At 73.2% G+C, this 23,375-nt stretch carries 15 protein-coding genes and 1 pseudogene; 8 read left to right on the top strand and 8 right to left on the bottom strand.

Features of this window, described 5'->3' with window-relative positions:
• Positions 1-26: 26 nt before the first annotated feature.
• The 3 genes from DZA62_RS03140 to wecB are packed head-to-tail and all read right to left on the bottom strand — an operon-like array spanning position 27 to position 5,093.
• Entirely contained in the window at positions 27-1,892 is a 1,866-nt protein-coding gene (locus tag DZA62_RS03140) for a glycosyltransferase family A protein (RefSeq protein WP_116947283.1), read from the bottom strand.
• Positions 1,889-3,988, bottom strand: a complete 2,100-nt coding sequence (locus DZA62_RS03135) for an acyltransferase family protein (protein ID WP_198663355.1) — start codon at positions 3,986-3,988, stop codon at positions 1,889-1,891. The genes DZA62_RS03140 and DZA62_RS03135 overlap by 4 nt, the downstream gene beginning before the upstream one ends.
• A complete protein-coding gene (gene wecB, locus DZA62_RS03130; protein ID WP_116947281.1) occupies positions 3,981-5,093 on the bottom strand; it encodes a non-hydrolyzing UDP-N-acetylglucosamine 2-epimerase in 1,113 nt (370 codons plus the stop codon). Before wecB ends, DZA62_RS03135 begins: the two co-directional genes overlap by 8 nt.
• A gap of 75 nt (positions 5,094-5,168) precedes the next feature.
• Between wecB and DZA62_RS03125 the strand changes: the two genes are divergently transcribed.
• On the top strand, positions 5,169-6,959 hold the full coding sequence (locus DZA62_RS03125) for a glycosyltransferase family 4 protein (protein WP_116947280.1): 1,791 nt from the start codon (positions 5,169-5,171) through the stop codon (positions 6,957-6,959).
• Positions 6,960-6,969: 10 nt separating this feature from the next.
• Positions 6,970-9,405 carry a glycosyltransferase gene (locus DZA62_RS03120; protein WP_116947279.1) on the top strand — a complete coding sequence of 812 codons (2,436 nt, stop codon included), beginning with the start codon at positions 6,970-6,972 and terminating at the stop codon, positions 9,403-9,405.
• On the opposite strand, the gene DZA62_RS03115 is transcribed toward DZA62_RS03120, so the two are convergent.
• Both DZA62_RS03115 and DZA62_RS03105 read right to left on the bottom strand, forming a co-directional pair.
• On the bottom strand, positions 9,382-10,572 hold the full coding sequence (locus DZA62_RS03115; protein WP_157987433.1) for a class I SAM-dependent methyltransferase: 1,191 nt from the start codon (positions 10,570-10,572) through the stop codon (positions 9,382-9,384). The two genes, DZA62_RS03120 and DZA62_RS03115, sit on opposite strands and share 24 nt — an antisense overlap.
• An 828-nt stretch (positions 10,573-11,400) precedes the next feature.
• Positions 11,401-12,042: a TetR/AcrR family transcriptional regulator gene (locus tag DZA62_RS03105; protein ID WP_157987432.1), complete on the bottom strand. Its 642-nt coding sequence runs from the start codon at positions 12,040-12,042 to the stop codon at positions 11,401-11,403.
• Positions 12,043-12,110: 68 nt separating this feature from the next.
• Here DZA62_RS03105 and DZA62_RS35475 point away from each other — a divergent pair, with 68 nt between their 5' ends.
• The 3 genes from DZA62_RS35475 (at position 12,111) to DZA62_RS03095 (ending at position 15,090) form a co-directional block, all read left to right on the top strand.
• Positions 12,111-12,275: a hypothetical protein gene (locus tag DZA62_RS35475; protein ID WP_157987431.1), complete on the top strand. Its 165-nt coding sequence runs from the start codon at positions 12,111-12,113 to the stop codon at positions 12,273-12,275.
• Positions 12,276-12,909: 634 nt separating this feature from the next.
• Positions 12,910-13,995, top strand: coding sequence for a glycosyltransferase (locus DZA62_RS03100; protein WP_116947276.1), 1,086 nt, complete (start codon positions 12,910-12,912; stop codon positions 13,993-13,995).
• Between the two features lie 51 nt (positions 13,996-14,046).
• Positions 14,047-15,090 carry a class I SAM-dependent methyltransferase gene (locus DZA62_RS03095; protein ID WP_116947275.1) on the top strand — a complete coding sequence of 348 codons (1,044 nt, stop codon included), beginning with the start codon at positions 14,047-14,049 and terminating at the stop codon, positions 15,088-15,090.
• A gap of 117 nt (positions 15,091-15,207) precedes the next feature.
• Here the strand turns inward: DZA62_RS03095 and DZA62_RS37395 are convergent.
• Positions 15,208-15,396, bottom strand: a pseudogene (locus DZA62_RS37395) (winged helix-turn-helix transcriptional regulator); the annotation flags it as partial.
• An 87-nt stretch (positions 15,397-15,483) separates the two neighbouring features.
• Between DZA62_RS37395 and DZA62_RS03085 the strand changes: the two are divergent.
• Complete coding sequence (locus DZA62_RS03085; protein ID WP_116947274.1) at positions 15,484-15,723, top strand: DsbA family oxidoreductase; 240 nt, start codon at positions 15,484-15,486, stop codon at positions 15,721-15,723.
• On the opposite strand, the gene DZA62_RS03080 is transcribed toward DZA62_RS03085, so the two are convergent.
• Complete coding sequence (locus tag DZA62_RS03080) at positions 15,724-17,142, bottom strand: glycosyltransferase (RefSeq protein ID WP_116947273.1); 1,419 nt, start codon at positions 17,140-17,142, stop codon at positions 15,724-15,726.
• A gap of 145 nt (positions 17,143-17,287) precedes the next feature.
• Here DZA62_RS03080 and DZA62_RS03075 point away from each other — a divergent pair, with 145 nt between their 5' ends.
• Positions 17,288-18,391: a hypothetical protein gene (locus DZA62_RS03075; protein ID WP_116947272.1), complete on the top strand. Its 1,104-nt coding sequence runs from the start codon at positions 17,288-17,290 to the stop codon at positions 18,389-18,391.
• 578 nt (positions 18,392-18,969) lie between these two features.
• Here the strand turns inward: DZA62_RS03075 and DZA62_RS03070 are convergent.
• Positions 18,970-22,122, bottom strand: coding sequence for a glycosyltransferase (locus DZA62_RS03070; protein WP_116947271.1), 3,153 nt, complete (start codon positions 22,120-22,122; stop codon positions 18,970-18,972).
• 119 nt (positions 22,123-22,241) lie between these two features.
• Here DZA62_RS03070 and rfbD point away from each other — a divergent pair, with 119 nt between their 5' ends.
• A complete protein-coding gene (gene rfbD, locus DZA62_RS03065) occupies positions 22,242-23,090 on the top strand; it encodes a dTDP-4-dehydrorhamnose reductase (protein WP_116947270.1) in 849 nt (282 codons plus the stop codon).
• Positions 23,091-23,375 lie beyond the last annotated feature (285 nt).

Raw genomic sequence — 23,375 nt, 5'->3', positions numbered from 1 at the left:
GCGATGACTGCAACTTACTGATCGCTTTACACATCGACATGGACACGCGGATCGCCGTAGAACGCCACCTGTCCACCGCCGATCATCATTTCCGTATCCGTCACCTTCCAGGTGTGCGCCTCGTGATCGGTGCCCCTGATGCTGACGAAGTTGAACCGATCGGATGAGTAGGTCCTCACCCCAGAGGCCCAGGCCCGGTTGAGGAAGTCGGTGTCGACCGCTCGCGGGATGTCACTGAACCGAAGATCTTTCGCGAGCTCGGTGTCGGCCATGATCGAACCGCCCTGGACGAGGCGGTAGTACCGGTGCTGATAGCCGGCATAACGTAGCACGACCGCATTGACCGAACGTAGCCATACATAGTGGGCCCATTTGCCGACGATGCCGGCATCAGTGCTGGCGAACGCATGAACAAGGTCGGTGAGGTAGTGCCGGCCGTAGAAGTTGTCGTCGTCCATCTTCGCCGTGTAGCGACCGCTCGCGGCGTCGACGCCGAGGTTCATCATGGTGCCCAGTGCCGCCGACGAATCGGCGTCGATCACCTGGAGGCGTTCGACGCCGTGCTCCTTCGCCCGGGCGTGCAGGTCGGCGTGGTCCAACCCGAGACCGTGCAACACGAGGATCAGCTCGTTGTCGCGGTGCGCCTGGCGGGCGACATTGGCGAAGACGTTGTCGAGTTCGTGCTCGCGGTTCGTCGGCACGACGATGGACACCGAGCGGTCGAACGGCGCCACCGGGCGACCGAGCGCGGCCAGAACCGCGTCGACACGGTGGCCCAGCGTGTGCCCGGCGAGCACGGCCCGGTGCAGTTGCAGCGCTTCGCGGTCGCGCAGCTCCGGCTGCGCGAGGCGGGCGATGATCTCGCGCCCGAAGGCCACCGGCTGGTCGGCGGTCGCGACGTAGGACCGCAGGTCCTCGGGCAGCGCCGCCCGGTACTCCGGCAGGGTCACGACGGCGGTCTGCGCCGCTGCGGCGTCGAGCAGCGACCACGTCGACTCCGGCGAGCTGCGGGCGGCATCGACGAACACGCGGTAGTGGTCGACGATCGGCTCGGACAGCTCCGCGACGGTCGACCCGACCGCGACCGGCTTCACGGCCGCGGGCAGGACCGCCTCGGCGCCGACGGCGCCGCGCCGGCCACGCGCCCGCCACGCGTGCAGCTCCGGCAGTGCGCGAGTGCCGACGGCCGGCGCGACCAGCGACTCCAGGCCGGCCACCGAGACCGGATCGAGCGCGCCCTGGTCGGACACGAACGCCGCCGCTCCGGGCCGCCGGTCCGAGCCGCCGACGAGCACCGGCGAGTGCTGCATGGGCGCGGCCGCCGGAGGCAGCACCTCGACGACGGCGTCGGGCTTGTGCTCTCGCCAGGCCACGGCCGCCGCGGGGTCGGCGACGAACACCACCGCCGCGGCGTCGACCAGCGCGTCCAGACCCGCGGTGTCGCCGGACGACGACGTCACCCACACGACCACCGGCAGGCCGAGCGCGGCCGCCGCGGCGACCAGCCGGGCCGGCTCGCCGTCCGCGGGACCCCATCCCGGCACGTGACCGGACTGCGCCTCGACGAGCACGAGCTCCGCCCCGGCCGGCTCCAGCACGCCCGACCACTGCCCGGGCTCGAGCACCGTCTGGTCCCATTCCCACGCGAGCGCGTCCGCCAGGCGCGGCGACGCGGCCACCGCGACCCGCAGGCCGGGCCGGGCCGCGACGGCCTCCCGCGGCAAGTGGTCGCGCAGCAGGTCGCGGACCTCCCGGATCTGCTGACCGCGGTCGGCCGGGACGGCCGCGGGCGCCGGCGACGGCGTCGGCGTGGCCGGGCGCGGCGCCACGCCGCGCAGCTCGCGAGCCGCCCGGCGCAGGCGGCGGACGGCACCCCGTGCAGTACTGCTCATTCGACGATCTCCTCCAGCGCCGCCTCGAGGCGGGGTGCCAGCGTGTTCACGTAGGTGACGGTGAGATGGGAGCCCTGCCGGTAGATCAGCACGTTGCCGATGACCGGCGCGCACGAGTCGGCGGGGCAGATGTAGTTGTTCAGGTTGATCCAGCTGGCCTCGCCGAACTCCTCGACCGCGCGGCTCTGGGTCTCGGCCGCGCTGTCCTCGATGGCCGGACCACGGTCGAACGCGCACTCGGTCAGCTGGTCGGGGTTCTCGGCGACGCAGGAGTACACGTCCGAGCCCGGCTGAGGGGTGTCGGCCAGGACGGCGACCGCGATGCCCGCGTCGACCAGTTGGCCCCAGCGCTCCTTCAGGCCGTCGACCATCGGGCCGACGGTCTCGCCCTTGCCCGGGTCGTCCGGATCGCTGAGCGCGCGGTTGCGTCCCTGCGACGTCAGCACGAGGTCGGGCGGGTCGTCGCGCAGTTGATCGGTGACGGCCTCGTTCCAGTCCGTGCACGACTGGAAGACCTCACGGCTCGTGCTGAGCGTGGCCGTGGTGAACGAGCAGGTCGACTTCGTGTAGGTGACGATGCGCCAGCCGTTCTGCTGCCCGACGGTGTCCAGCGCGGTGATCCACTGCAGCGCCTTGGAGTCGCCGACCAACGCGATGGTGACGTCGCCGTCCGGGTCGCCGTACTCGCAGGCGACCACCTCCGCGGACTCGATGCTGACCTGGCAGCCCTCGTCGTAGGCCGGCGGGACGTCCTCCGGGGCGGACAGCGGGTCGGGCGTGATCCAGTCGGCCTCGTCGACGGGCTCGCCGTCGGGGTCGGAGCGGGGGTCGGCGGCGTCGAGGACGGCGGCGCCCGGCGCGGCCTGAGCGTTCGCCGGCGGCGCCGAGACCTGGGGCATCGACAGCGCCAGCGCGAGGCCGGCCGCGATGCCGGCCAGCGTGAGGTTCGCTCCCATGCTCAGCGCGAACCGCGGCGACCGGACCATCGACCGGGCGTGCCGGAGGGGGTTCTCGACGAACTTGTAGGCCAGCCAGGCCGGCAGGAACGAGAAGGCGACGATCAGCAGGCCCTGCCAGGCCCGCAGCTCACCCCACTGTGCGGTGGCCAGCACGATCAGCGGCCAGTGCCACAGGTACAGGGAGTACGAGAGCCCGCCGATCCACACGAACAGCGGGATGCCCAGCAGGACGAGCGGCCCTCGGCGGCCCGCGGCGGCGCCACCGGCGATCACCGCGGCGGTGCCCAGGACCGGAAGCAGCGCCGCGGAGCCGGGCCAGGGGGTCTCTGTGGTGATGAGGAACGCGGACAGGCCGACGGCGCCGAGCCCGGCCCAGGCGATCCAGGCGGCAACGGATTGGCGCAGGCGGGCCAGCACGGGCATGCCCAACGCGACGCCGGCGCCCACGGCCAGCTCCCACAGGCGCGTCGTCGACACGAAGAACGCCGTCGACGGGTTCGACGAGGTGAGGTAGACCGACCAGACGAACGACGGCACCGCGACCGCCGCGAGGCCGACGCCCATCCAGGCCCGCGGCGGCTCGTTGTTGCGGCGCACCCACAGCGCGATGAGCAGGATGAACAGCGGCCAGACCAGGTAGAACTGCTCCTCGACCGCGAGCGACCAGAAGTGCTGGACCGGCGACGGGCCGACGTCCTCGGCGAGGTAGTCGACCGACCGGTCGGCCAGCCGCCAGTTGACGAAGTACAGGGCGGCCGCGGCGATGTCGCCGCCGAAGACCCGCCGGTCGATGGTCGGCGCGATCAGGAAGGTCAGCACCGCGGTGACGCCCAGGACCAGCGCCGCGGCGGGCAGCAGGCGCTTGGCCCGGCGCGCGTAGAACTGCGCGAGCGACACCGTCCCGGTCTGCTCCACCTCGCGGATGAGCATGCCGGTGATGAGGAACCCGGAGATGACGAAGAAGACGTCCACGCCGGCGAAACCGCCGGGGACGAAGCCGACGCCCGCGTGGTAGATCAGCACCATGCCGACGGCGACGGCGCGCATACCCTCGACGTCGGGCCGGAATCGCGGTGGCGGCGGGCGGTCCGGAACCCGCCGCCGGGTCGGCTGGTACGAGGGGGCGATGCTAGCCACGACCCTCCCCTGCAGCCCCCTTGCCATCGACGAACGCCGCGATGATCGCCGCGATGCGCTCACCGGCCTTGCCGTCCCACAGCGGCGGCACCGGCCAGTCCGTCGAGCGCCCGGCCGACAGCACCTGGCTGGCGACGAAGCCGAGGTCGGCTCTGGTGACCAGGCGGTTCGTCCCGTGGGTGATGGTCACCGGCCGCTCGGTGTTGGGCCGCAGGGTCAGGCACGGCACGCCGAGGATCGTGGTCTCCTCCTGGACGCCGCCGGAGTCGGTGACCACCGCGTTCGCGCCGCGCACGAGGCCGAGGAACTCGACGTAGCCGAGCGGGTCGATGACCCGCAGGCGGTCGTGCGCGAACAGGCCGGCGGCCTCCAGCCGGGCGCGTCCGCGCGGGTGCAGCGGGACGACGATCTCGGCGAGGTCGGCCACCGAGTGCATGGCCTTGACCAGCTCGGCGGCGTCGGCGGGGTCGTCGACGTTGCCCGGGCGGTGCAGCGTGGCGACGACGTAGTCACCGGTCAGCCCGTGGTCGCGGCGGGCCTGGTCGGCGTCGAACCGGTCCAGATTGGCCAGGAGCGTGTCGATCATGGGGTTGCCGACGAAGTGCACCCGGCCCGCCCGCACGCCCTCGTTGCCGAGGTGGGTCAGCGCGTCGGGGCTGGTGGCGAAGAGCAGGTCGGCCAGCTGGTCGGTGACGACCCGGTTGATCTCCTCGGGCATCGTCCGGTCGAAGCTGCGCAGCCCGGCCTCGACGTGGGCGATGGCGATGCCGAGCTTGGCCGCGACGAGCGCCGCGCCGACGGTCGAGTTCACGTCGCCGTAGACGACCACCAGCGCCGGGCGGCGCTCGAGGAAGAGCTCCTCGAGACCGGTCATGATCGCCGCGGTCTGGCGGGCATGCGAGCCCGAGCCGACGCCGAGGTCGACGTCGGGCTGCGGCAGTGCGAGCTGACGGAAGAACACCTTGGCCATGGCGTCGTCGTAGTGCTGGCCCGTGTGCACGAGCTCCTGCGCGACCCCCAAGGCCTCGAGCGCCCGGATGACGGGGGCGGCCTTCGGGAAGTTGGGGCGCGCGCCGGTGACGTGAATGACGAGTTCGCTGGACAATGGGACCTTCCATCTGTTGTAACCGTTTTGCGCAGCGCGACGGCGCGATCAGCGCACAGGGTATCCTCCCCGACCATGGCCCCGGATGGGAACAGCGACGAATCGTCGACGCACGCTGCGGCGAAACAGCTGATCGCCGACGGCGCCCTCATCGAGCTCCGTGAGCTGTACCGCCAGGTCGGCAAGCTGACCGCCACCGTCGAGCGGTCCCGCCCGCTGCCGCAGCGGATGTCCCGTGGCCTGACCCGCGCACGTCGCCACGGCTGGCGGCTCGGCCGCTATCCCCGCGAGTTCTGGCGCGGGTTCCGCGCGACGGGCACCGGCCGGCTGGCCGGCGCCGATCTCGCGAAGCTGCAGCAGCTCAGCGACCAGGGCGCGCACGACCGGGCCATCGCGTTCGCCGCGGCGCTGCTGCCCCTGAAGGCTCGCGACATCGAGTTCCTGGAGGCCGCCCGGCACGCGTTCGCCCGGGCCGGCGCGCTGAGCCTGCAGCGGCTCGCGGCCGAGGCCCTGGTGCGCGCCGACGACTCGCCGTCCCGGCACGCCCAGCTGCGCAACGTCGCCGGCCGCATCCGCGAGACCGAGCCGGACTGGCTGCCGGCGGTCCCGGCCGGGCTCGCGCCGGTCGCCCCGGTCGAGGGCCGGATCCTGCACCTGCTGAAGGCCGCGATGCCGTACCGCCAGAGCGGCTACACGATGCGTAGCCAGTACCTGGTCGACAGCCAGCGGGCGGCCGGCCTCGACCCGATCGTCGTCACCGCGCTCGGCTTCCCGGCCGACGGCGCCGAGCTCCCGGCCACCGAGACCCTGTCCGGCAGCCCGCACCACCACCTCGGCGCGACCACGAAGCAACTGCTCAAAGGGCCGCCAGACGTCTTCCTCGATGCCTACACCGCGGCCGCAGCCGCGCGCGTGGCCGAGGTGGCGCCGTCGGTCGTCCACGCCCACTCGGGGCACCGGGGATACGAGCCGGCGCTCGTCGGCCTGGCCCTGGCCCGCGCCTTCGAGCTGCCGTTCGTGTACGAGGTGCGCGGCTTCTTCGAGTCGCTGTGGAGCCGGGAGTCGGCGTGGAACGAACGCGGCGAGCTGTACGAGCGCCGCATCGCCACCGAGACCCGCTGCATGCGCGAGGCCGACGCCGTCGTGACGCTCAGCGAGTCGATGCGCGCCGAGATCGTGTCGCGCGGCATCGACGCCGCCAAGGTCCACGTCGTGCCCAACGGTGTGGACGTCGCCGCGTTCCAGCCCGGCCCGCGGCCCGACGACCTCGCCGAGGAACTGGGGCTGAACGACCGGTTCGTGTTCGGCTACGTGAGCAACCTGGATCACCGCCGCGAGGGCCACGAGACGCTGATCCGCGCCGCCGCGCGGTTGCGGGCCGACGGCGTGCCTGCGGTCGCGCTGATCGTCGGCGACGGCGACCGTCGCGGCGAGCTCGAGGAGCTCGCGGCGAAGGAGGGCGCCGGCGACGCGGTGCTGTTCACCGGCCGCGTCCCGCACGACCGCGTCCTGGACTACTACCGGCTGCTCGACGTGTTCGTCGTGCCACGCATCTCCGAGCGCGCCGCCCGGCTGGTCACGCCGCTCAAGCCGTTCGAGGCCATGGCGGCGGGCATCCCGGTCGTCGTGTCCGCGCTGGATCCGCTGCTCGAGATCGCCGGCGACGGCGAGCGCGGCCGCTCGTTCCCGCCGGGCGATGCCGACGCACTCGCCCGGGTGCTGGCCGACCTCCGCGACGACGCCGACGCCCGGCGCGAGCTGGCCAAGCGGGCGCGCGACTGGGTCGTCGCGGAACGGCAGTGGTCCTCCAACGCCGCGCGCTACGCGACCGTCTACGCCGCCGTCACCGGCCGGAGCCGGGGTTGAACCGTCACGTATGAGCGCCGACACCGCGTTCCTCGACCAGCTCGGCGCCCGGCTCGCACGCAGCAGCACGCCGAGCGCGCTTGCCGCTACCGTCGTGCGGATCGGCAGCTCGCAGGCCGCGGAGCTGGTCGCCCGGCTGGCCGGCGGCGTCGACCGGGCCGAGCTGTTCGACCGGCTGCACGCCGGCACCGTCCCGGCCGATGCCGACCCGGCCTGGCTGCTCGCGCTGGCAAGGATCGCCGCGCTGAGCCGCGGCGCCACCGACCCCGGCGCGGCGCTGGCCGCCTACGACCTCGTCCGGGACCGGCATGGCATCGAGGCCTTCGACGCGGCGTCGGCCGAGCTGTACGCCCAGCTCACGCTGCGAGACGCGCCCGGGCGGCTGACCGAGCTGCTCGACGTGGCCGAGCTGTCCGAGCCGGTGCGCTGGGCCCTGACGACCGACGCCGTCAACCCGTTCCTCATCGAGGAGCCGCCGGCCGGCGACTGGGGGTCGCGGCTCACGGCGCCGTTCGCCGATGCCGGCCTGGAGCCGGTGACCGTCGACGACGCTGCGGGGACGCCGTTCGAGCGGCTGGCCGCGACGGCGTCCGCACCGGCCACCGGCAGTGGCACGGTGACCGTCGTGATGTCCGCCTACCGGCCCGGCCCCGGGATCCTCGCCGCCGCCCGGTCGATCCTCGGCCAGAGCTGGCGTGACCTCGAGCTGCTCGTCGTCGACGATGCGTCGCCACCGGAGTTCGCCGCCGTCGTCGACGAGGTCGCCGCGCTGGACGAGCGGGTGCGTGTCCTGCGCACGCCGGCCAACGGTGGCACCTATCTGGCCCGCAACCTGGCTCTGGACCACGCCCGCGGCGAGTTCGTCACGTTCCAGGACTTCGACGACTGGTCCCACCCGCGCCGGCTGGAACGGCAGTTGGAGCCGCTGCTCACCGACCCACGGCTGCTGGCGACGCGCAGCCACACGCTGCGGGCCTTCCCCGACCTCACCTTCAGCTACCCCGGGTACCCGCCGGGCCGGGTCAACGCGTCGTCGCTGCTGTTTCGCCGGGACGCGGCGCTGCAGCTGGCCGGGTACTTCGACGCGGTGCGCCGCTCGGCCGACGTCGAGTACCCCGAGCGGCTGACCGCTGCCGCGCCCGGCTCGGTGCTGGACCTGCCGCCGTCGCTGCCGCTCGCCGTCTACCAGGTGCGAGCCGATTCGCTGTCGCGCGGGCACGTCTCCCCGGGCTGGCTGCACTGGACCCGGACGCTGTACCGCGACGCCTACCGCGAGCGGAACCGGCGCATCCGCGACGGGTCGGCGCCGGCCCGCTACAACGGCGCCCCGGCGGCACGAATGCTGCCGCTGCCGGACCCGTCGTGGTCGTCGCTGCCCGAGCCGCCACCCGAGCCCGCGTATGACGTCGTCGTCCTGGGCGACTGGCGGCGCGGGAAACGGAACCCGGACGCCGTCATCGCCGATCTGCGGGCCATGACCGGAGCCGGGCTGCGCGTCGCGGTGGCACAGGGCGAGACGCTGGAGCCGCCGCCCAGGCACGGGTACCACCAGGCGATGGACGCGCGCGTGCTCGATCTGGTCGCCGCGGGCGAGGTGTCGGTCTCACACGCCACGCAGCCCGCCGCCACCCGGCTGCTGCTGGTGCAGGACCCGGCGGCGCTGCAGTTCGCCCCCGACGTCGACGGCCGCGGGCTGGCGGCCGAGCGGGTCGCCGTCCTGGTCGACGAGGTGTCGCTGCGCGAGGAGGGCCGCACCCACCGCGCCGAGGACGTTGCCGAGAACGCGCAGCGGCTGTTCGGTCGCAAGCCCGTCTGGGTACCGCGCAGCGCCCGGGTCGGCACGGCGCTCGAGTCCGGCGGGTTCGGCGAGATCGCCGCGGAGCCGCTGATCCGGCCGTTCGAGCCGGCCGGTCTGACGGTGCACGTGCGGCGGCCCGGCCCCGGCCGCCCGGTCGTCGGGCGGCACGTCCCGGACCATGCGAGCCACTGGCCGGCCAAGCGGCGAGACCTGCTGGCCGCCTATCCCGACGGCGACGAGATCGACGTCCGGCTGCACGGCGGGCACCGGACTCCGGCCCGTGTCCTGGGCGGCTCGGCGCTCCCGCCGAACTGGGTCTCCTACGACGACCAGGTGGACGTGCGCACGTTCCTGGCGCAGCTCGACTTCTTCGTCTACTTCGACCGGGACTCCGCCGCCGTGCCGGGCACCGCCGTGCTGGAGGCGGTGGCCAGCGGCTGCGTGGTCGTGCTGCCGCGGTCGCTGCAACCGGTCTACGGCGCCGGCGCGGTGTACTGCGCGCCAGCCGAGGTCCGCGACGTCGTCCTCAGGCTGCACGGTTCGCCCGGCGATTTCGCCGAGCAGCAGCGCCGCGCCCGCCGGTGGGCCGACGAGCACCACGGCACGGGTGCGTTCCGGGCGGCGCTACGCCGGCTCGTCGCCGGCTGACCGGTTCAGCGCCAGCACCTTGAGGGCGTCGCCAGGCGGCACGGCCCACACGTCCAGGCCGTCGTTCTCCCTGCGCCAGCGGTGCCAGACCTCGCGCTCGTCGGGCCGGGTGGCGTCGTCGAGCGCGACCACCGCGTCGTCGCGCAGCTGGCCGGCCAGGACCGGGACCGCGGGGTAGCGCGCCATCGGGCCGGTGGCCTTCGGCGGGCCGTCGACCACGAGCAGGTCGATGTCGCGAAGGTCGGCCATGGCAGCGTGGTCGTACCAGGGGGTTTCGTGCGTGGGAAGCCCCGGGTCGGTGAGCGCCGCCACCCGCACGTCGATGACGTCGTCGAGGCCATGCGCCGCGACATTGGCGCGGGTCAGCTCCGCGAAGCGCTCCTCGTGGTCGATGGCGACGACTCGGCCCGCGCCCAGCTGCTGCAGTACATACCCGACCCAGAGCGTCGACGTGCCGGAACCGAGCTCCAGCACCAGCTCGGGGCGGCGCTGCCGGACGACCTCGAGCAGCGTCAGCACTCCGGTCGGGTCCAGCGCCCACCCACCGGACGACGGCATGGCGGCGCGCGGTTGCACGCGGTCGTAGAGCTGGATGAGCGCCTCGGTCTGCCGGACGTGCCGGGCCAACTCGGCGGCCTGCCGCTTGTCCTGCATGCGGCGGTCCTGCTCGGCCTCGTCCAGGGCGGCGCTGACCCGCTGACCGGTCTCGGCGAGGCTGGTCCGGACGGCCTCGAGCTCGCCGTGCCAGTCGCCGAGCTGCGCCCCCCAGGCGTCGACCCGCGCCCGATGCGCGTCGACGCTGGCCGCGACGTCGGAGAGCTCCTTCTGCAGGCTCGCCTCCGCGACCCGCCGTTCGTCCAGCGCCTGCCCGATCGAGGCCAGCCCGTCGGCCGTCTCGACCCGGTTCTTCTCCGCGGCCGCCAGCATCCGCGTGCCCACGTTGTCGAGCCGCCGGTGCGTCTTCCGCACCGATGCGGAGACCTTGCGCACCTCGTGCGAACGCGCCATGCGGCCGCGGATGTCCACGAGCAGGACGACGCCCGCCACCTGGACGGCCGCGACCATCGTCAGAGCCACCTGCCACCAGCCGAGCCCAGCCGACACACCGACGACGACCACAGCGATGCCCGCGGCGATCATGGCCGCACGCTGCTTCGTCAGTCTCATCGAGACCTCCTGGAACCTGCCCCACCGAATCTCACCCCCGAACCCTAAGCCCCCATGTCGGGCAGATCGAACACCGACGGCGATTGAACCGGCCCAACGCCACGCCTGGAAGCGTCCCGCGGCACCCTGAGGCCCGTCACGCCGAGCGCGCCGTCGACCGGGCCGCCGCAGCTCAGGCGCTACGCGACCACCCGCAGCGGGACCTGTGAACCAGAGCCGATCCTGCTCCTGGATCTCCGGACAATCATGATCAATACTTGTCATTCGCACCGGCCACCTGTCACTGGGCGACCAGCCATCCTCGATCCGAGCGCTGGGGCCCCGTGGCGAACGACGACGAAGCCGCCTGCGGCAGGGCCAGCTCGACCAGGCCCAGAAGACGGCGTTCGCCGCCGCGTGTGCCCAGCGCCTCTGGCCGCTGTTCCTGCGGTACACGGAGGCGACCGGCGAGGGGGATGCGGCCAGAACGCGGTAGCTGCAGCACGGGGACCCGCAGGGCCTGCGAGACACGCACTCCGCCGCTGATCCAGGCGCCGAGACCACGGATACTGGAGCCGCCGACGAGCGGAGTACCGCGTCAGCCACAGCTCGCTCTGCGCTGAAGAGTGCCATGCCGCTCGACGAGGACGTACGGACGTTGGAGGTGGGCTCATGATCGAGACGAACATGAAGGTGGTCCGGCGCTCGAGCGAGAAGCCGAGATCCGGTGATGTGTTGGCCCTGCGGCGGTTGGCGACTGTCGAGTGACAGGTGGATCGACCACGTCAGCGACGCACTGGGAATTCCGCGAGCACCTGAGCAGGCTGGCTGACGCCGCAGCAAGCACCTTCACACCGAACGGAGCACCATGGACCGCACCGCCTGCTCGAGCCAGTCGCGGTAGGAGGGCTGGGCCCAGCCGACGTCGAGGACGAAGTGCTCGTGGGTCTCGGGCGCCACGAGGTAGATGTACGTCTCCACACGCTCGTCCCGCGACACTGAGCCGTGCAGCATGCCTCGGGCGGCGAAGGCGTCGATGGCGTGCTCACAGTCCGCGCGCCGCCGCCCCATGTGCTCCCGCAACGCCGATGCCAGCGCGGGGTCCGAGTTCGCCGCGCTCGTGAACGCCCGCCACAACCGGCTCGACGCCGCGTTGGCGGCGGCCAGGAAGTCGACCAGCGCGGACAGGAATTCCTCGCCGTCGTCGATCGCCAGCAGCCGCGCGCCCGCCTCCTTCTCCGCGATCAACTCACCCCCTGGCGAGCCGGTGAAGGACTGGCGGAACGCCATCAGCAGCAGGTCCCGCTTCGGCGCGATCGCCTTGACGGTCTCGACGGAGACGCCGGCTTCGTGGGCGATGTCCGTGAGCGACGTGCCGGCGTAGCCGCGCGAGCTGAAGCACGTCCCCGCCGCTGCCAGCACCGCCTGCCGGGTCTGCGCGGCCTGCTTGGCGCGCAGCTCGGAGTGGTAGGCCCGCTTCGCCTCAGCCAATTTGACTGACCTCCTGAGGTAGTCAATACTCTTCAATGCATTCCAACATACTCCGGGGGGACGTCGCGATGCTGTCGGTGCTGATACCGCCGCTGCCCGCCAACGCGCGGGCGGCGAGGTACCTGCCGTACGACGCGCTGCTCCCCGCGCCGGACGTCGCCGGGCTGGAGCGGGTCATCGCCGCGCCCGCGGCGAGCGAGCCTCGCCACCGCGGCGCCGTCGCCGCGCCCTAGACCCGCGTGGTGTCCCGCTGCGGGGGGCCGGGACACCACGCGGCACGGCTCACGGCCGGACGTTGCCCATGGTCTCGAGCCGGACCTGGCCGCCGTTCGCGCACCCGGCGCCGGGTGGACCGATGTCGTCCGGTCCACCGGGCCGCGGATGAACCCGGGCCGGAAACCGCCCGCGTACGCCGACTCCAGCCGGTTGTACCGGAACAGGTTGCCGTGACTCGGGCACTCGTGTGGCTGCTCCGGATGCTGGGCGACGCAGGTCGTGGTGTGCCCGGGAACGTACATGCGCCGGCGAACCGCCGGGGCGGGTGTGAGCCGGTACTCCATCTGTTCCAGGGTGGCGCTCCGGACGGACGGCCCGCCTCCGCACCAGGTGCCTCCGAATCGACGCCCGCACGATGCATCAGCACAATACAACCAGCTCTGTGGCAACCAGCAGCCCTGCTGTAGGATCCACCGAGGATGCGCCGCCTTCGTGCGGCCGACGGCCACGAGGGGGCGCAGGAACAGGGACGTTTCGCCCTGCAACCGCGCGGGTGGGCAGAGGCGTCTCCCAGGTGTGGCCGCGTCGACGGGAAATCGGGGACCAACGTGCGAGAGCGACTCACGGTCAGCGGGCGGGCTGGCTAGCGCCATGCGCGTCCTCGTCCTGACCGTCGTCCACGACCCGGAAGACGCCCGCATCAGGCATCGGCAGATCGTCGCCCTGCGCGATGCCGGCCACGAGGTCACCCTGGCGGCGCCGTTCAGCGACACCGGCCGACCGATCCCGCCGGACCTCGGCGTCATCGACATCCCGCGCTCGTACGGCCGGCACCGGCTGCTCGCGGTCCGCACGGCGCGGCGGCTGCTGAAGCGGCACGGCCGCGACTACGACATCATCCTCATGCACGACCCCGAGCTGGTGCTGGCCAGCATCGGCCTCAACGTCCCCGGTCTGGTGTGGGACGTGCACGAGGACACCGCCGCGGCGCTGCGGATGAAGGCCTGGCTGCCGAAGGTGGGCCGCCCGGCTGGCGCGGCGCTGATCCGGGCCATCGAGCGCAGCGCCGAGCGCCGCATGCCGCTGCTGCTGGCCGAAGAGTCCTACGCCGACCGCTTCCGCAAGCAGCACACCATCGTGCGCAACAGCGTCGCCATCCCCGACGACGTCAGCGCCCTGGTCGACGACCGGGTGATCTACCTCGGCCGGTTGACGGCGGCCCGCGGCGGCCTCGACCTCGTCGAACTGGGCCGTCGGCTGGCGCCGGAGATCCAGATGCACCTGGTCGGCCCGGCCGACGCCGACTGCACGGCCGCCATCGAGGCCGCCCAGGCCGAGGGCGCGGTCACCTGGCACGGCTTCGTCCCCAACGACGAGGCGCTGACGATGCTGCCCGGCGCCCTCGCCGGGCTGAGCCTGCTGCACGAGCAGCCGAACTACGCACACTCGCGACCCACCAAGATCGTCGAGTACATGGCCCACGGCGTGCCGGTCATCAGCACGCCCAATCCGGCTTCGGCCGAGCTGATCATGCGGCACCGCTGCGGCACCGTCGTCCCGTTCGGCGACGTCGACGCGGCGGAGGCCGCGGTGCGAGCACTGAAGGCGAACCCGGCCGAGCGGCGCCGCATGGTCGACGCCGGGCGGGAAGCCGTCATCGCGCACTACAGCTGGGACGCCGACGCCGATCTGTTCGTCCACTCGCTGGAGAAGCTGGCACACGCGACGGCGCGCTGATCCCGCGTCGGTACAGTTTCCCCTTCCGACCAGACCTACGACGGAGATTCGATGCAACGGGCGATACGCGCGCTACTCGGCTCCCGCTGGCCCCTGCTGGGCATGCTCGGCGCCTTCGCCGCCGTCGTCGTGGCTGTCGTCATGGCCGCCACCGGCGGGCTCGCGCAGGCGGCACTGGCGCTGCTGCTGGGACTGACGCTGATCGGACTGGTCGTCGTCGGGGCGAGCGCCCGCGAGGCCGAGCAGCGCGCCCGCAGGACCGAGAAACAGGTCAGGTCGCTCACCGAGGCGATCGAGGCCGTCGGGACGTCGGTCCAGGCGGTCGCGGAGCGGCAGAACGACCCCAGCGGCGGGCCGCTCGCCGCGATCATCGGGGCGCAGCGCCTCGACGCCGCCGTACGGCACGACGAGCTGGTCGCGCTGCACCACGAGCTGCGCGCCGACCTGCACGCCACGCTGACCGAACGGCAGCTGGCCGAACTGTCGGCACTGGCCAACCTGTACGCCATGCTCGGCGCCGACGACGAGGTCCCGGCGTTCGGCGGCTTCGCGGCCTCACCGCGGACGGTGCTGCGGCTGGCCTCCCTGGTGCGCCGGCTGCCGGCCGACGCGCTCATCGTGGAGTGCGGCAGCGGCAGCTCGACGGTCTGGCTGGCGCTGGCCTGCCGGCGGGCGGGCAAGGGCCGCGTCGTCGCACTGGAGCACCACGAGCTCTACGCCGAGCGCACCCGCGAGGCGCTGGCCCGGCACGGGCTGGACGACATCGCCGAAGTCCGGGACGCGCCGCTCGAGCCGGTCACCGTCGGCGGCGAGAAGCACGACTGGTACGCGGCGCCGCAGTGGAACGAGCTGCGCGGCATCGACCTGCTGTTCGTCGACGGGCCGCCCGGGAGTGTCGGGCCGCGGTCGCGTTTCCCCGCGTTCCCGCTGCTGGCGGCCGCTCTGGACGACGGCGCCATCGTCGCGCTCGACGACGCCCAGCGGCAGGACGAGGCCGACATCGCCGCCGACTGGCTGGCCGAGACCGTCGACGGGATCCGTCTCGCCGACGACGAGATGGTCGGCCGCACCCGGTTCTTCACCGTCACGCGCTAGCCCCGCCGCGTCGTACGCCTCCTGCGCCGCGACGACGTCGAGGGTGCGGAGCGCGATCCAGTCCAGCAGCGCCTGTAGCGGGACGGTCAGCTCGCGCCCGAGCGGACTCAGCTCGCGCAGCTTGAGCGAGGGCATCCGCTCGCTGATGCCGCCGATGCGGTCGCGCAGCTGATAGAACCGCAGCGGCCCGTCGTGCTGCGCGGCGAGGACGAGGATGCCCCACCGGCTGGTGACCCGTTCGAGGACCCGGCGGCCGGGGCAGTCGCTCTGGACCGGGCTCGTCCGGTGAACAGCTTCGACGCGCACCGTCTGATCCGGTACGCCGCGAGCGTGGGGCTCGCCGAACGGGTGCAGGTTCGGTGACTACGCGCGTACACCGCGGAGGGCGTCGTCATCGCCGACCGCGACGAGCTGGTCCGGCTCGGCGCCGAGGCGGGACTGGACGGCGACGCCGTCGGCCGCCTGCTGGCGAGCGACGCGCATGCGGACGACGTCCGGGCGGACGAGGACCTCGGCCGCCGGGTGGGCGTCACCGGCGTGCCGACGTTCCTGGTCGGCGAGCGGTACCTGGTGGTCGGCGCGCAACCGGTCGAGGTGTTCGCCGACGCGCTGCGCCGGGCCGGCGAGCTCTGATCAGTCCGCCGCCGACGCCTCGACCAGCATGCCCTGCTTGGTGACGCCGACGACGGAGGGCTGCACACCGATCTCGGCGCCGCTGACCCAGTGGGCGCCGAACAGCCGCCGCGCGGTCTCGTCGAGCCCCTCGGGCCCGGCGTGCCGGCGGGCCCGGTGCAGCGCGCGGGTGGCCCACAGCTCGACCGGCGGGCCGGGCTCGTCGGACACCGTCGTGCGCACCAGCCCAACCCGCTCCGACGCCGACAGCGCCAGCAGGGTCCCGACCGCCGGCCGCCCGATGGCCACGCCGGCCGGGACGACCAGCGAGAACGGCGCAGGGAAGCCGGTGCGGACGGGCTCGGGAGCGAACCGCACCCGGGCGTCGGCGGCGAAGTAGTCCTCGATCCAGCGCGGCAGCTCCTTGCTCGGCGACACCGTGACGACGAGGTCGGTGTAGGCCGAGGCCAGGATGCTGTCGACGGTGACCTGGACCTGCTCGGGCGTCCCGCTGGTGGCGTCGACGACGGCGTGCACGACCGGCACCTGCCACATGCGCCCGACGTCGGACGGCCGGAACAGCGGGATCGGCAGGTGGTTGGCGGCCAGGCCGGACCGCTCGCGCTTGATCTCGTCGCCGCGGGTGGCGAAGTTGCGGGCGCCCTGGTGGTAGCTGCGCGCGGCCGGCTCCGGGACGAGCACGGCGCCGGCGGTGAAGATGCGGTAGCCGAACTCGGTGTCGACGATGCCGCGCAGCCCGAACGTCGAGAACCCGCCGCTCTCGGCGTACAGCGCCCGCGGCGCGGACACGCTGGCGCCGACCACCGCGATGAAGGTGTCGTCGGCGTACGCGGTGAGCCGGCCGGCCTCGCGGATGAAGTCCTCGTGCCAGGTGTGCTTCTTCTGCTTCCGGCCGTCGAGCAACTGGTCGAAGCTGTCGTCGCGGGTGGCGGCGAGAACGTCGTCGGCGGTGATGTCGTCGAAGTCGACGAACATCTTGTGCCCGAGCACGACGGCGTCGGCCAGCGTGTGGTGCCAGCGGGCGTGCGCCTCGACGTGCGTACGGGTGGCGACGATGTCGGCATCGAGGAACAGCACGATGTCGCCGGTGGCGGCCTCGGCGCCGGCGTGCCGGGCCCGCCCGGAGCCGTGCCCGTCGCCGGGCGGCAGCCGGAGTACGCGGACCCGCTCAGGATGCACGGCGGGCAGCCGCAGCGGCTCGGCGGACGCGTCGTCGACGACGATGACGTCCAGGAGCTCGGCCGGGTAGGTCTGCGCCGCGAGGGCGGCCAGCGTGAGGTCGAGCTCTCCCTGGCAGTCCTTCGCCGGGAGCACCACCGTCACGGTCAGAGCCGGTGTCCAGGCGCCGAGATCGGGCACCTCGACGGTGGTCCACTCCTGACGGGGCACGGCGACCGGCGTCCGGACCGTGGGCGACATCGTTCCTCCGCTGCAGCCGGGTAGTGTGGGGTCGCCGCTCTCCGGGCGGTGACACGCTGAGAACCTACCGGGCCCTGTGATGCCGACCAAAACCGACCTTCCACCAGCACCGATCTCCGAGGCGTTTGTCCCGAACTGGACCGGATTGGCCGCTCTCGACCCGGCCGAGCTCCGGGCGGCTGCCAGCGCCGTCGTCACGGCGCCGCTGCCCGCGGTCAACACGACGCTGGTCTCCCCCGCCGGGTTCGACGCGTTCGACGACGACGGCCCCGGCGCGCCGCCCCGGCCGCTGGCGCAGCTGCGCACCACGTCGTCCGGCTCGCTGCGGCTCTACGCGGGGCGCACCCGGCTGACCGACCTCGGGCGGCCCGCGGTCGTCAGCACCACCGCCCTGGCGCAGGTGCGCCCGTACGCCGGCGTGCAGGTGCCGTTCGGCGCGGCGACCGGCCCGGTCGAGCTGGCCGGGTTCCTGCGCCAACTGCTGGTCGGCGGCGTCCCGGTGTACGCGCCGGATCTGCCGCTGGTGGTCCGGCGGCTGCTCGGGACGGTGCTCGGTGACCTCGTGGCCGGGCTGACGCCGTCGACCTTGGCCGACCCCGTGCGGCGCGAGCGCTGGTCCGTCGCGGCCCGCCGAGCCGCCCTGCGCGCCGCCACCGCGGCCGCCGGCGTCGCCTCCTCGCCGCCGTCGGTCACCGCCGTGGTCGCACCTGGCGACGCCGTGCTGCTGCGCGACCTGCGCCGGCAGACCTGGCCCGCGCTGACGGTCCGGGTCGCCGAGGGCGCGGCGGAGCGGCGGCGTGCGGTGGAGGCGTGCGAGACCGACCTCGTGACGCTGCCGGCGAGCGGTCTGAGCTACGCGCCGGAGTACGTCGAGGACCTCGTGCTCGGGCGCGGGTACGGCCAGCGGCCGGTCAGCGGCCTGCGGGTCCGGCGCACGTTCCTGCCGGCGCTGGACACCACGGTGCGGGCACCGGGAGAGCCCACGGAGCGACCGGCGGACTCGCTGACCGCGGCGACGGTGCTCGCCTCGCCGGGCGATGCGCTGGCGCTGGGCCTGGCGGACCTCGACGACCCTCTGACGCTGGTCGACGTCGGCGACGACGGGTACGCGACCCACGACCTCGGGGTGTGGCGGGTGGTCCGCGACGCCGCTGCGACCGACGCCGCGTTGCGGGCGGGTGGGCGGCAGGCCGGCGGCACCGGCCGGGTCGACCCCGGCTACGCCTCGTACTTCGCCCGCACCGACTGACCGACAGCCGTCGCCAAGGGGCCGTCGCGATCAGCCGTCGTCAGACGCCCGTGGTCATGGCCCGCCCGTCCGGGTGAGAGTTCCACCCTACGGGCGGGCACCGACAGCGTCCGCGATCACGGCACGGCGCACTCGGACTCCCTGGCGTCGGCCGGACCTCCGGACGCACGCCGCCCTCCCCGACGACGGGCCCGGGCTCCCCGTCCCCCTGCCGCCCATTCTCTTGCCGCGACCGTGCGCCTCAAGCGGACTGACGGGCGCTTCGCGCCGACGACGACCGCTCGACCCGCACGCCCGCGGCCAAGAACGGGCAGCTATCAGGGGGACGGGGAGGATCTGGGCACGCCTCACTCCCCGCCACACCCGCCACACACCCGCCTAGCTCCCGTTGTGCCCCGTATGCCGGAAAGTGGGCGGCGATGATCATCAACGATCCGCTACCCCACCAGGCGTCATCCCGCACCACCAGGCATGCATGCCTCGCAGAGCGAACACAGTCCTAGGTATGGCTCCCGGATCGCCGGGAGATCTCACCCAGTGGACGTCCACCGACGCAGCGGCGCAGCGACGCGAACGGGTCAGGCCGGCCCGGCGGCGACCCGCTCGACCTGCAGCTTGCGCACCGTCTCGATCAGTTCCTCGGCGCGGGCGTCGAAGGAGTGCTCGCGCCGGACCAGCTCGGAGAGCTTCTCCCGCGCGGCTGCCCGCTCGGGCGTCTCGGCCAGTTGGGCGTTGACGGCGGCGGCCAGCTCCTGCGGCGTCGAGTAGGTCAGGACGACGTCGCCGAAGACCTCGTCGAGGCCGGGGACGACGTCGGTGACGATGCGGGCGCCGCAGGCGGCGAGGTCGAACAGCCGGTTGGACATCAGGCCCTCGGCCTTCATGTCGTCCCAGTGGTCGTTGAGGACGACGCCGGCGCCGGCGTAGACGGCGGGCAGGTCTTCGTTGGGGATGTACTCGCCCAGCCAGGCGCCGTCGGGCAGCAGGCCGCGCCAGCGCACGCCGTAGACCGACGGGACGATGCCGGCCTCCAGTGCGGCACCCACCGAGGCTCGCATGCCGCGCGCGTTGCCGACGAACAGCACGTCGTGGCGGCGGCGGGGGTCGGCGGGGACGGGGTGGAAGCGGTACTGGTCGGTGGCCTGCAGCAGCGGCCGCACCGGCGCGCCGAGATCGGTGGACATCCGCCGGGCCAGGCCGGTCGAGGCGGCGAAGACGGCGTCGAAGGAGGCCAGCTCGCGGCGGGTGACCCGCTCCGGGTGGCTGATCACCCACGACAGGTTGATCTGCTGCGGATTGACCGTGTAGACGCTGACCCCGCGCAGCACGAGCGCGACGTCGTCGAACCGGGAGGTGGGCCGGTACCAGGCCCGCTTGGCGTCGATGACGGCCTCGTGGCCGAGCCGCTCGAGTGCCTCCTTGAGGCCGATGGCGTAGTGCCAGTCGCCCCAGTTGGTGCGCCGGGTGACGTCGGGCGCGCCGATCTTGATCGCCCAGCGCAGCGGCCGCTCCGGACGGTCGCGCACGACGATCGGGTCGAAGCCCCAGTGGGTCGGCGCCTCGCCGTCGTAGCCGACGATGGAGTAGCCGCGCTCGCCCCACACGGTGACGTCGTCCTGGGCGACGGTCTCCTTCCAGCGAACGGTGAACAGCTCCTGGTTGTCCGTCGCGGTGGTGGTGGCCGACGCCGTGGTGCGCCGCTCCGGCGCCTCGGTGAGCGCGACCAGGCTGGCCGGGACGTAGCGCAGCGGGCGGCCGGTCTCGCGGGCCAGCCGCAGGCTGAGGTCGGCGTTGTCGATGTCGTTGACGAACAGCGGGTCGAAGCCACGGACGGCGGCGAAGTCGGCGGCCCGGACGGCGAGCGCGACCGGCGACAGCCCGGCCGGCGACGACGGCGCGACGACCTCGGGCGCGTCGCCGGGGAAGCGCCGGTAGAGGTTGTGCGGGTGGGCACTGCGGGCGAACGCCACGCCGGCCGACCACACCGTCCCGTCGCGCAGCAGCACCAGCGGCTGGGCGGCCGCGGCGCCGTCGGCGAGTGCGGTGGTCAGCGGCTCCAGCCAGCCGTTCTCGACCCAGCTCGCAGGCGGGAGGAAGACGATGGTCTCGCCGGTGGAGTGCGCGGCGCCGATGGTCCGCGACAGCTCGGTCGACAGCCGCTGGGTCTGGCGCAGCACCCGCACGTTCGGGAACCGGATCGGCAGGAACTGCAGCCGCATGGCCTCGGCCTCGGACGCCTTGGCGTCGACGACGATCACCTCGAGGTCGTCGCCCGCCTCGGCGAGCAGTCCCTCGACGGTGGCGGTGACGGCTTGCGCGTCGTCGCCGGCGTGGACGACGACGGAGACGGTGCCCGGCCGGCGCTGCGCCAGCCCGGCGTCGACGGCGGCCCAGTCGACCAGGTGCTTGGCCCTGATGACGAATCGGTAGCCGAACAGCTCGTTGATGGTGATGCGGTCGCTGCGCTGCTCCCACGCGTCGTAGCGGGTCGCGATGAACGGCGCCAGCTCGAAGTCGGTGACCGCGGACATCCGGATGAACAGGTCCCAGTCGACGTTGCGGCGCAGGTCCTCGTCGAACCCGCCGACCTCGTCGAGCAGCGACCGCTCGTGCAGGACGACGATGCAGTCGATGAAGTTGCGCTCCACCAGCGCCGCGCGGTTGTACGGCAGCGACCGGTAGCCCCGGCGGCCGTTCTTCTTCTCCTCCAGCAGCTCGGACACGGCGTAGCCGAACCGGAGCGACCGGGTGCGGACGAACGCGACCATGACCTCGAGGAAGTCCTGCGTCCAGAGGTTGTCGCTGTCGAGGTAGGCGACGTACTCGCCGCGGGCCTGTGCCAGGCCGGCGTTGCGGGCCGCGGAGACGCCGCCGGCCCGCTCGCGGCGGACCAGCTCGATGCGCTCGTCGGCCAGCAGCGGCTCGATCGCCTCGGCGGTGCCGTCGGTGCTGCCGTCGTCGACGACGATCAGCTGCCAGTTGCGGTAGGTCTGCGTGACGACGGAGTCGATGGCGGCGAGCACGCCCTCGCGCCGGTCCTTCGTCGGGATGACGACGGTGACCAGCGGCGCGTCCTCGCCGCGCTGGGCGTACTCGGCGACGACGCGGCGCTTGAACGCCTCGGAGGCCTCGTGGTCGAAGGTGTCGGCGGTGCGCGGCAGGTGCTCCCAGCCGCGGGTCTCCTGCATGAGCCGGCGCGTGCGCCGGGCGAAGTCGGCCAGCGGCGGGCCCTGCACGTCGCCGAAGTTCGCCGTGTAGACGGCGACGTCGAAGGCGGCGCTGGGCTGCGCGCCGGACTTCCAGCCGGTCTCCAGGTAGTGGCCGAGCGGGCCGCCGCGATGCGACGTCGCCTCGGGGTGCCGCTCGGTGTAGAACTCGGGGTCGAACAGCGGGTGCGGCGACAGCCCGCGGCCGATGCCGCGGTTGACGTAGTGGATGAACGGCGCGACGTCGAGCTTCTTCGGGCTCCTGGGGTGGTCGCGGTACCACTCGCTGACGAAGCACGGGTTGGGCGAGACGTCGGAGGCCGACCCGACCATGACGTAGTGGTCGACGGGGTCGACGCCGGCCGGGATCGGCTCGTCCAGCTGCTCGCGATACCAGGCGGCGTCGAACAGCCCACTGGCACGGATGGCGGACGCGATGCGGCGGCGCCGCGCGACGTCGTCGAGGTACGCCTGCGGCAGCACCTTCTTGACCAGACGACGGACTCTGCCGACCGGCAGTCTCATGCGAAGAACTCCTCGGGAACGATCATGACCCTGGTGCCCCAGGCCATCGGACCCAAGTGCATCGGACGCGTTCGGACGCTCGGTATCTTAGACGTTCGACGACGCTGGGAGGTGCCGGAGTGCGGTGGTTGATCACGGGCGCGGCGGGCATGCTGGGCCGCGATGTGGCGACGGTGCTGGACGGCGCCGAGGTCACCGCGCTGGGTCGCGCGCAGCTCGACATCACCGACGCCGCGGCCGTCGACCAGGCCGTCCGCGGGCACGACGTCGTCGTCAACACGGCCGCCTGGACCGACGTCGACGGCGCCGAGACGGCCGAGGCGCAGGCCACGGCGGTCAACGGCACGGGCCCGGCGCACCTGGCCGCGGCGTGCGCCCGGCACGGCGCCCGGCTGGTGCACGTCTCCACCGACTACGTGTTCGACGGCGCCGCCACCACGCCGTACCCCGAGGACGCGCCCACCGCGCCCCGGTCGGCGTACGGACGCGGCAAGCTCGCCGGTGAGCGGGCGGTGCTGGCGGCGCTGCCCGACGCCGGCTACGTGGTGCGCACCGCGTGGCTGTACGGCGAGCACGGCGGCAACTTCGTCAGGACGATGGCCCGGCTCTCGGCCGACCGCGAGACCCTCGACGTCGTCGACGACCAGCGCGGCCAGCCCACGTGGTCGGCCGACGTCGCGACCCGGCTGGTCGAGCTGGTCCGCGCCGACGCTCCGCCCGGCGTCTACCACGCGACGAACGGCGGCGAGACGACGTGGTTCGGTCTGGCCCGCGCGGTCTTCACGCAGCTGGGCCTCGACCCCGAGCGGGTCCGGCCCACCACGACCGACAAGTTCCCGCGCCCGGCGCCGCGGCCCGCATACTCCGTCCTCGGCCACGACGGCTGGGCCCGGGCCGGCCTGCCGCCGCTGCGCCCCTGGGACGAAGCCCTGGCAGCCGCCGCCCCCGCCGTCCTCTCCCGGAACTGACCCCCGTCATGGGCACGCGGCGGGGCGAGTCGCCGCAGTTCAGCGATCGTGTGTCGCGCGCTTTGCCATGAGCACCCATACGCACCGCCCGGCGATCCGTCGCCTATGCGGCAAGCGAGCACGCGCTCACCGACGTCACCCGGGCGAGACGCACCTCACCCGCGTCGGAGCCGGATCACGGCGAGCTTCCGGCTGTATCCGGCGCCCACGCGGGTGACGTGCTCCTGGGCCGGGTGGGGCGCATCCGCCTGACTTCGGGTGGTCGGCCAGTCATCCGGATACCCC

This window comes from Jiangella endophytica (assembly GCF_003427025.1).
In the GTDB taxonomy this organism is placed as follows: domain Bacteria; phylum Actinomycetota; class Actinomycetes; order Jiangellales; family Jiangellaceae; genus Jiangella; species Jiangella endophytica.
Note: the sequence above shows the minus strand (reverse complement) of the source record. Positions and strands in the feature narration are given on the sequence as shown.

Coding starts and splice junctions, on each gene's coding strand:
- DZA62_RS03140 (WP_116947283.1), bottom strand. CDS start 1,892: ATGAGCAGTACTGCACGGGGTGCCGTCCGCCGCCTGCGCCGGGCGGCT.
- DZA62_RS03125 (WP_116947280.1), top strand. CDS start 5,169: ATGGCCCCGGATGGGAACAGCGACGAATCGTCGACGCACGCTGCGGCG.
- DZA62_RS03120 (WP_116947279.1), top strand. CDS start 6,970: ATGAGCGCCGACACCGCGTTCCTCGACCAGCTCGGCGCCCGGCTCGCA.
- DZA62_RS03115 (WP_157987433.1), bottom strand. CDS start 10,572: ATGAGACTGACGAAGCAGCGTGCGGCCATGATCGCCGCGGGCATCGCT.
- DZA62_RS35475 (WP_157987431.1), top strand. CDS start 12,111: ATGCTGTCGGTGCTGATACCGCCGCTGCCCGCCAACGCGCGGGCGGCG.
- DZA62_RS03100 (WP_116947276.1), top strand. CDS start 12,910: ATGCGCGTCCTCGTCCTGACCGTCGTCCACGACCCGGAAGACGCCCGC.
- DZA62_RS03095 (WP_116947275.1), top strand. CDS start 14,047: ATGCAACGGGCGATACGCGCGCTACTCGGCTCCCGCTGGCCCCTGCTG.
- DZA62_RS03080 (WP_116947273.1), bottom strand. CDS start 17,142: ATGTCGCCCACGGTCCGGACGCCGGTCGCCGTGCCCCGTCAGGAGTGG.
- DZA62_RS03070 (WP_116947271.1), bottom strand. CDS start 22,122: ATGAGACTGCCGGTCGGCAGAGTCCGTCGTCTGGTCAAGAAGGTGCTG.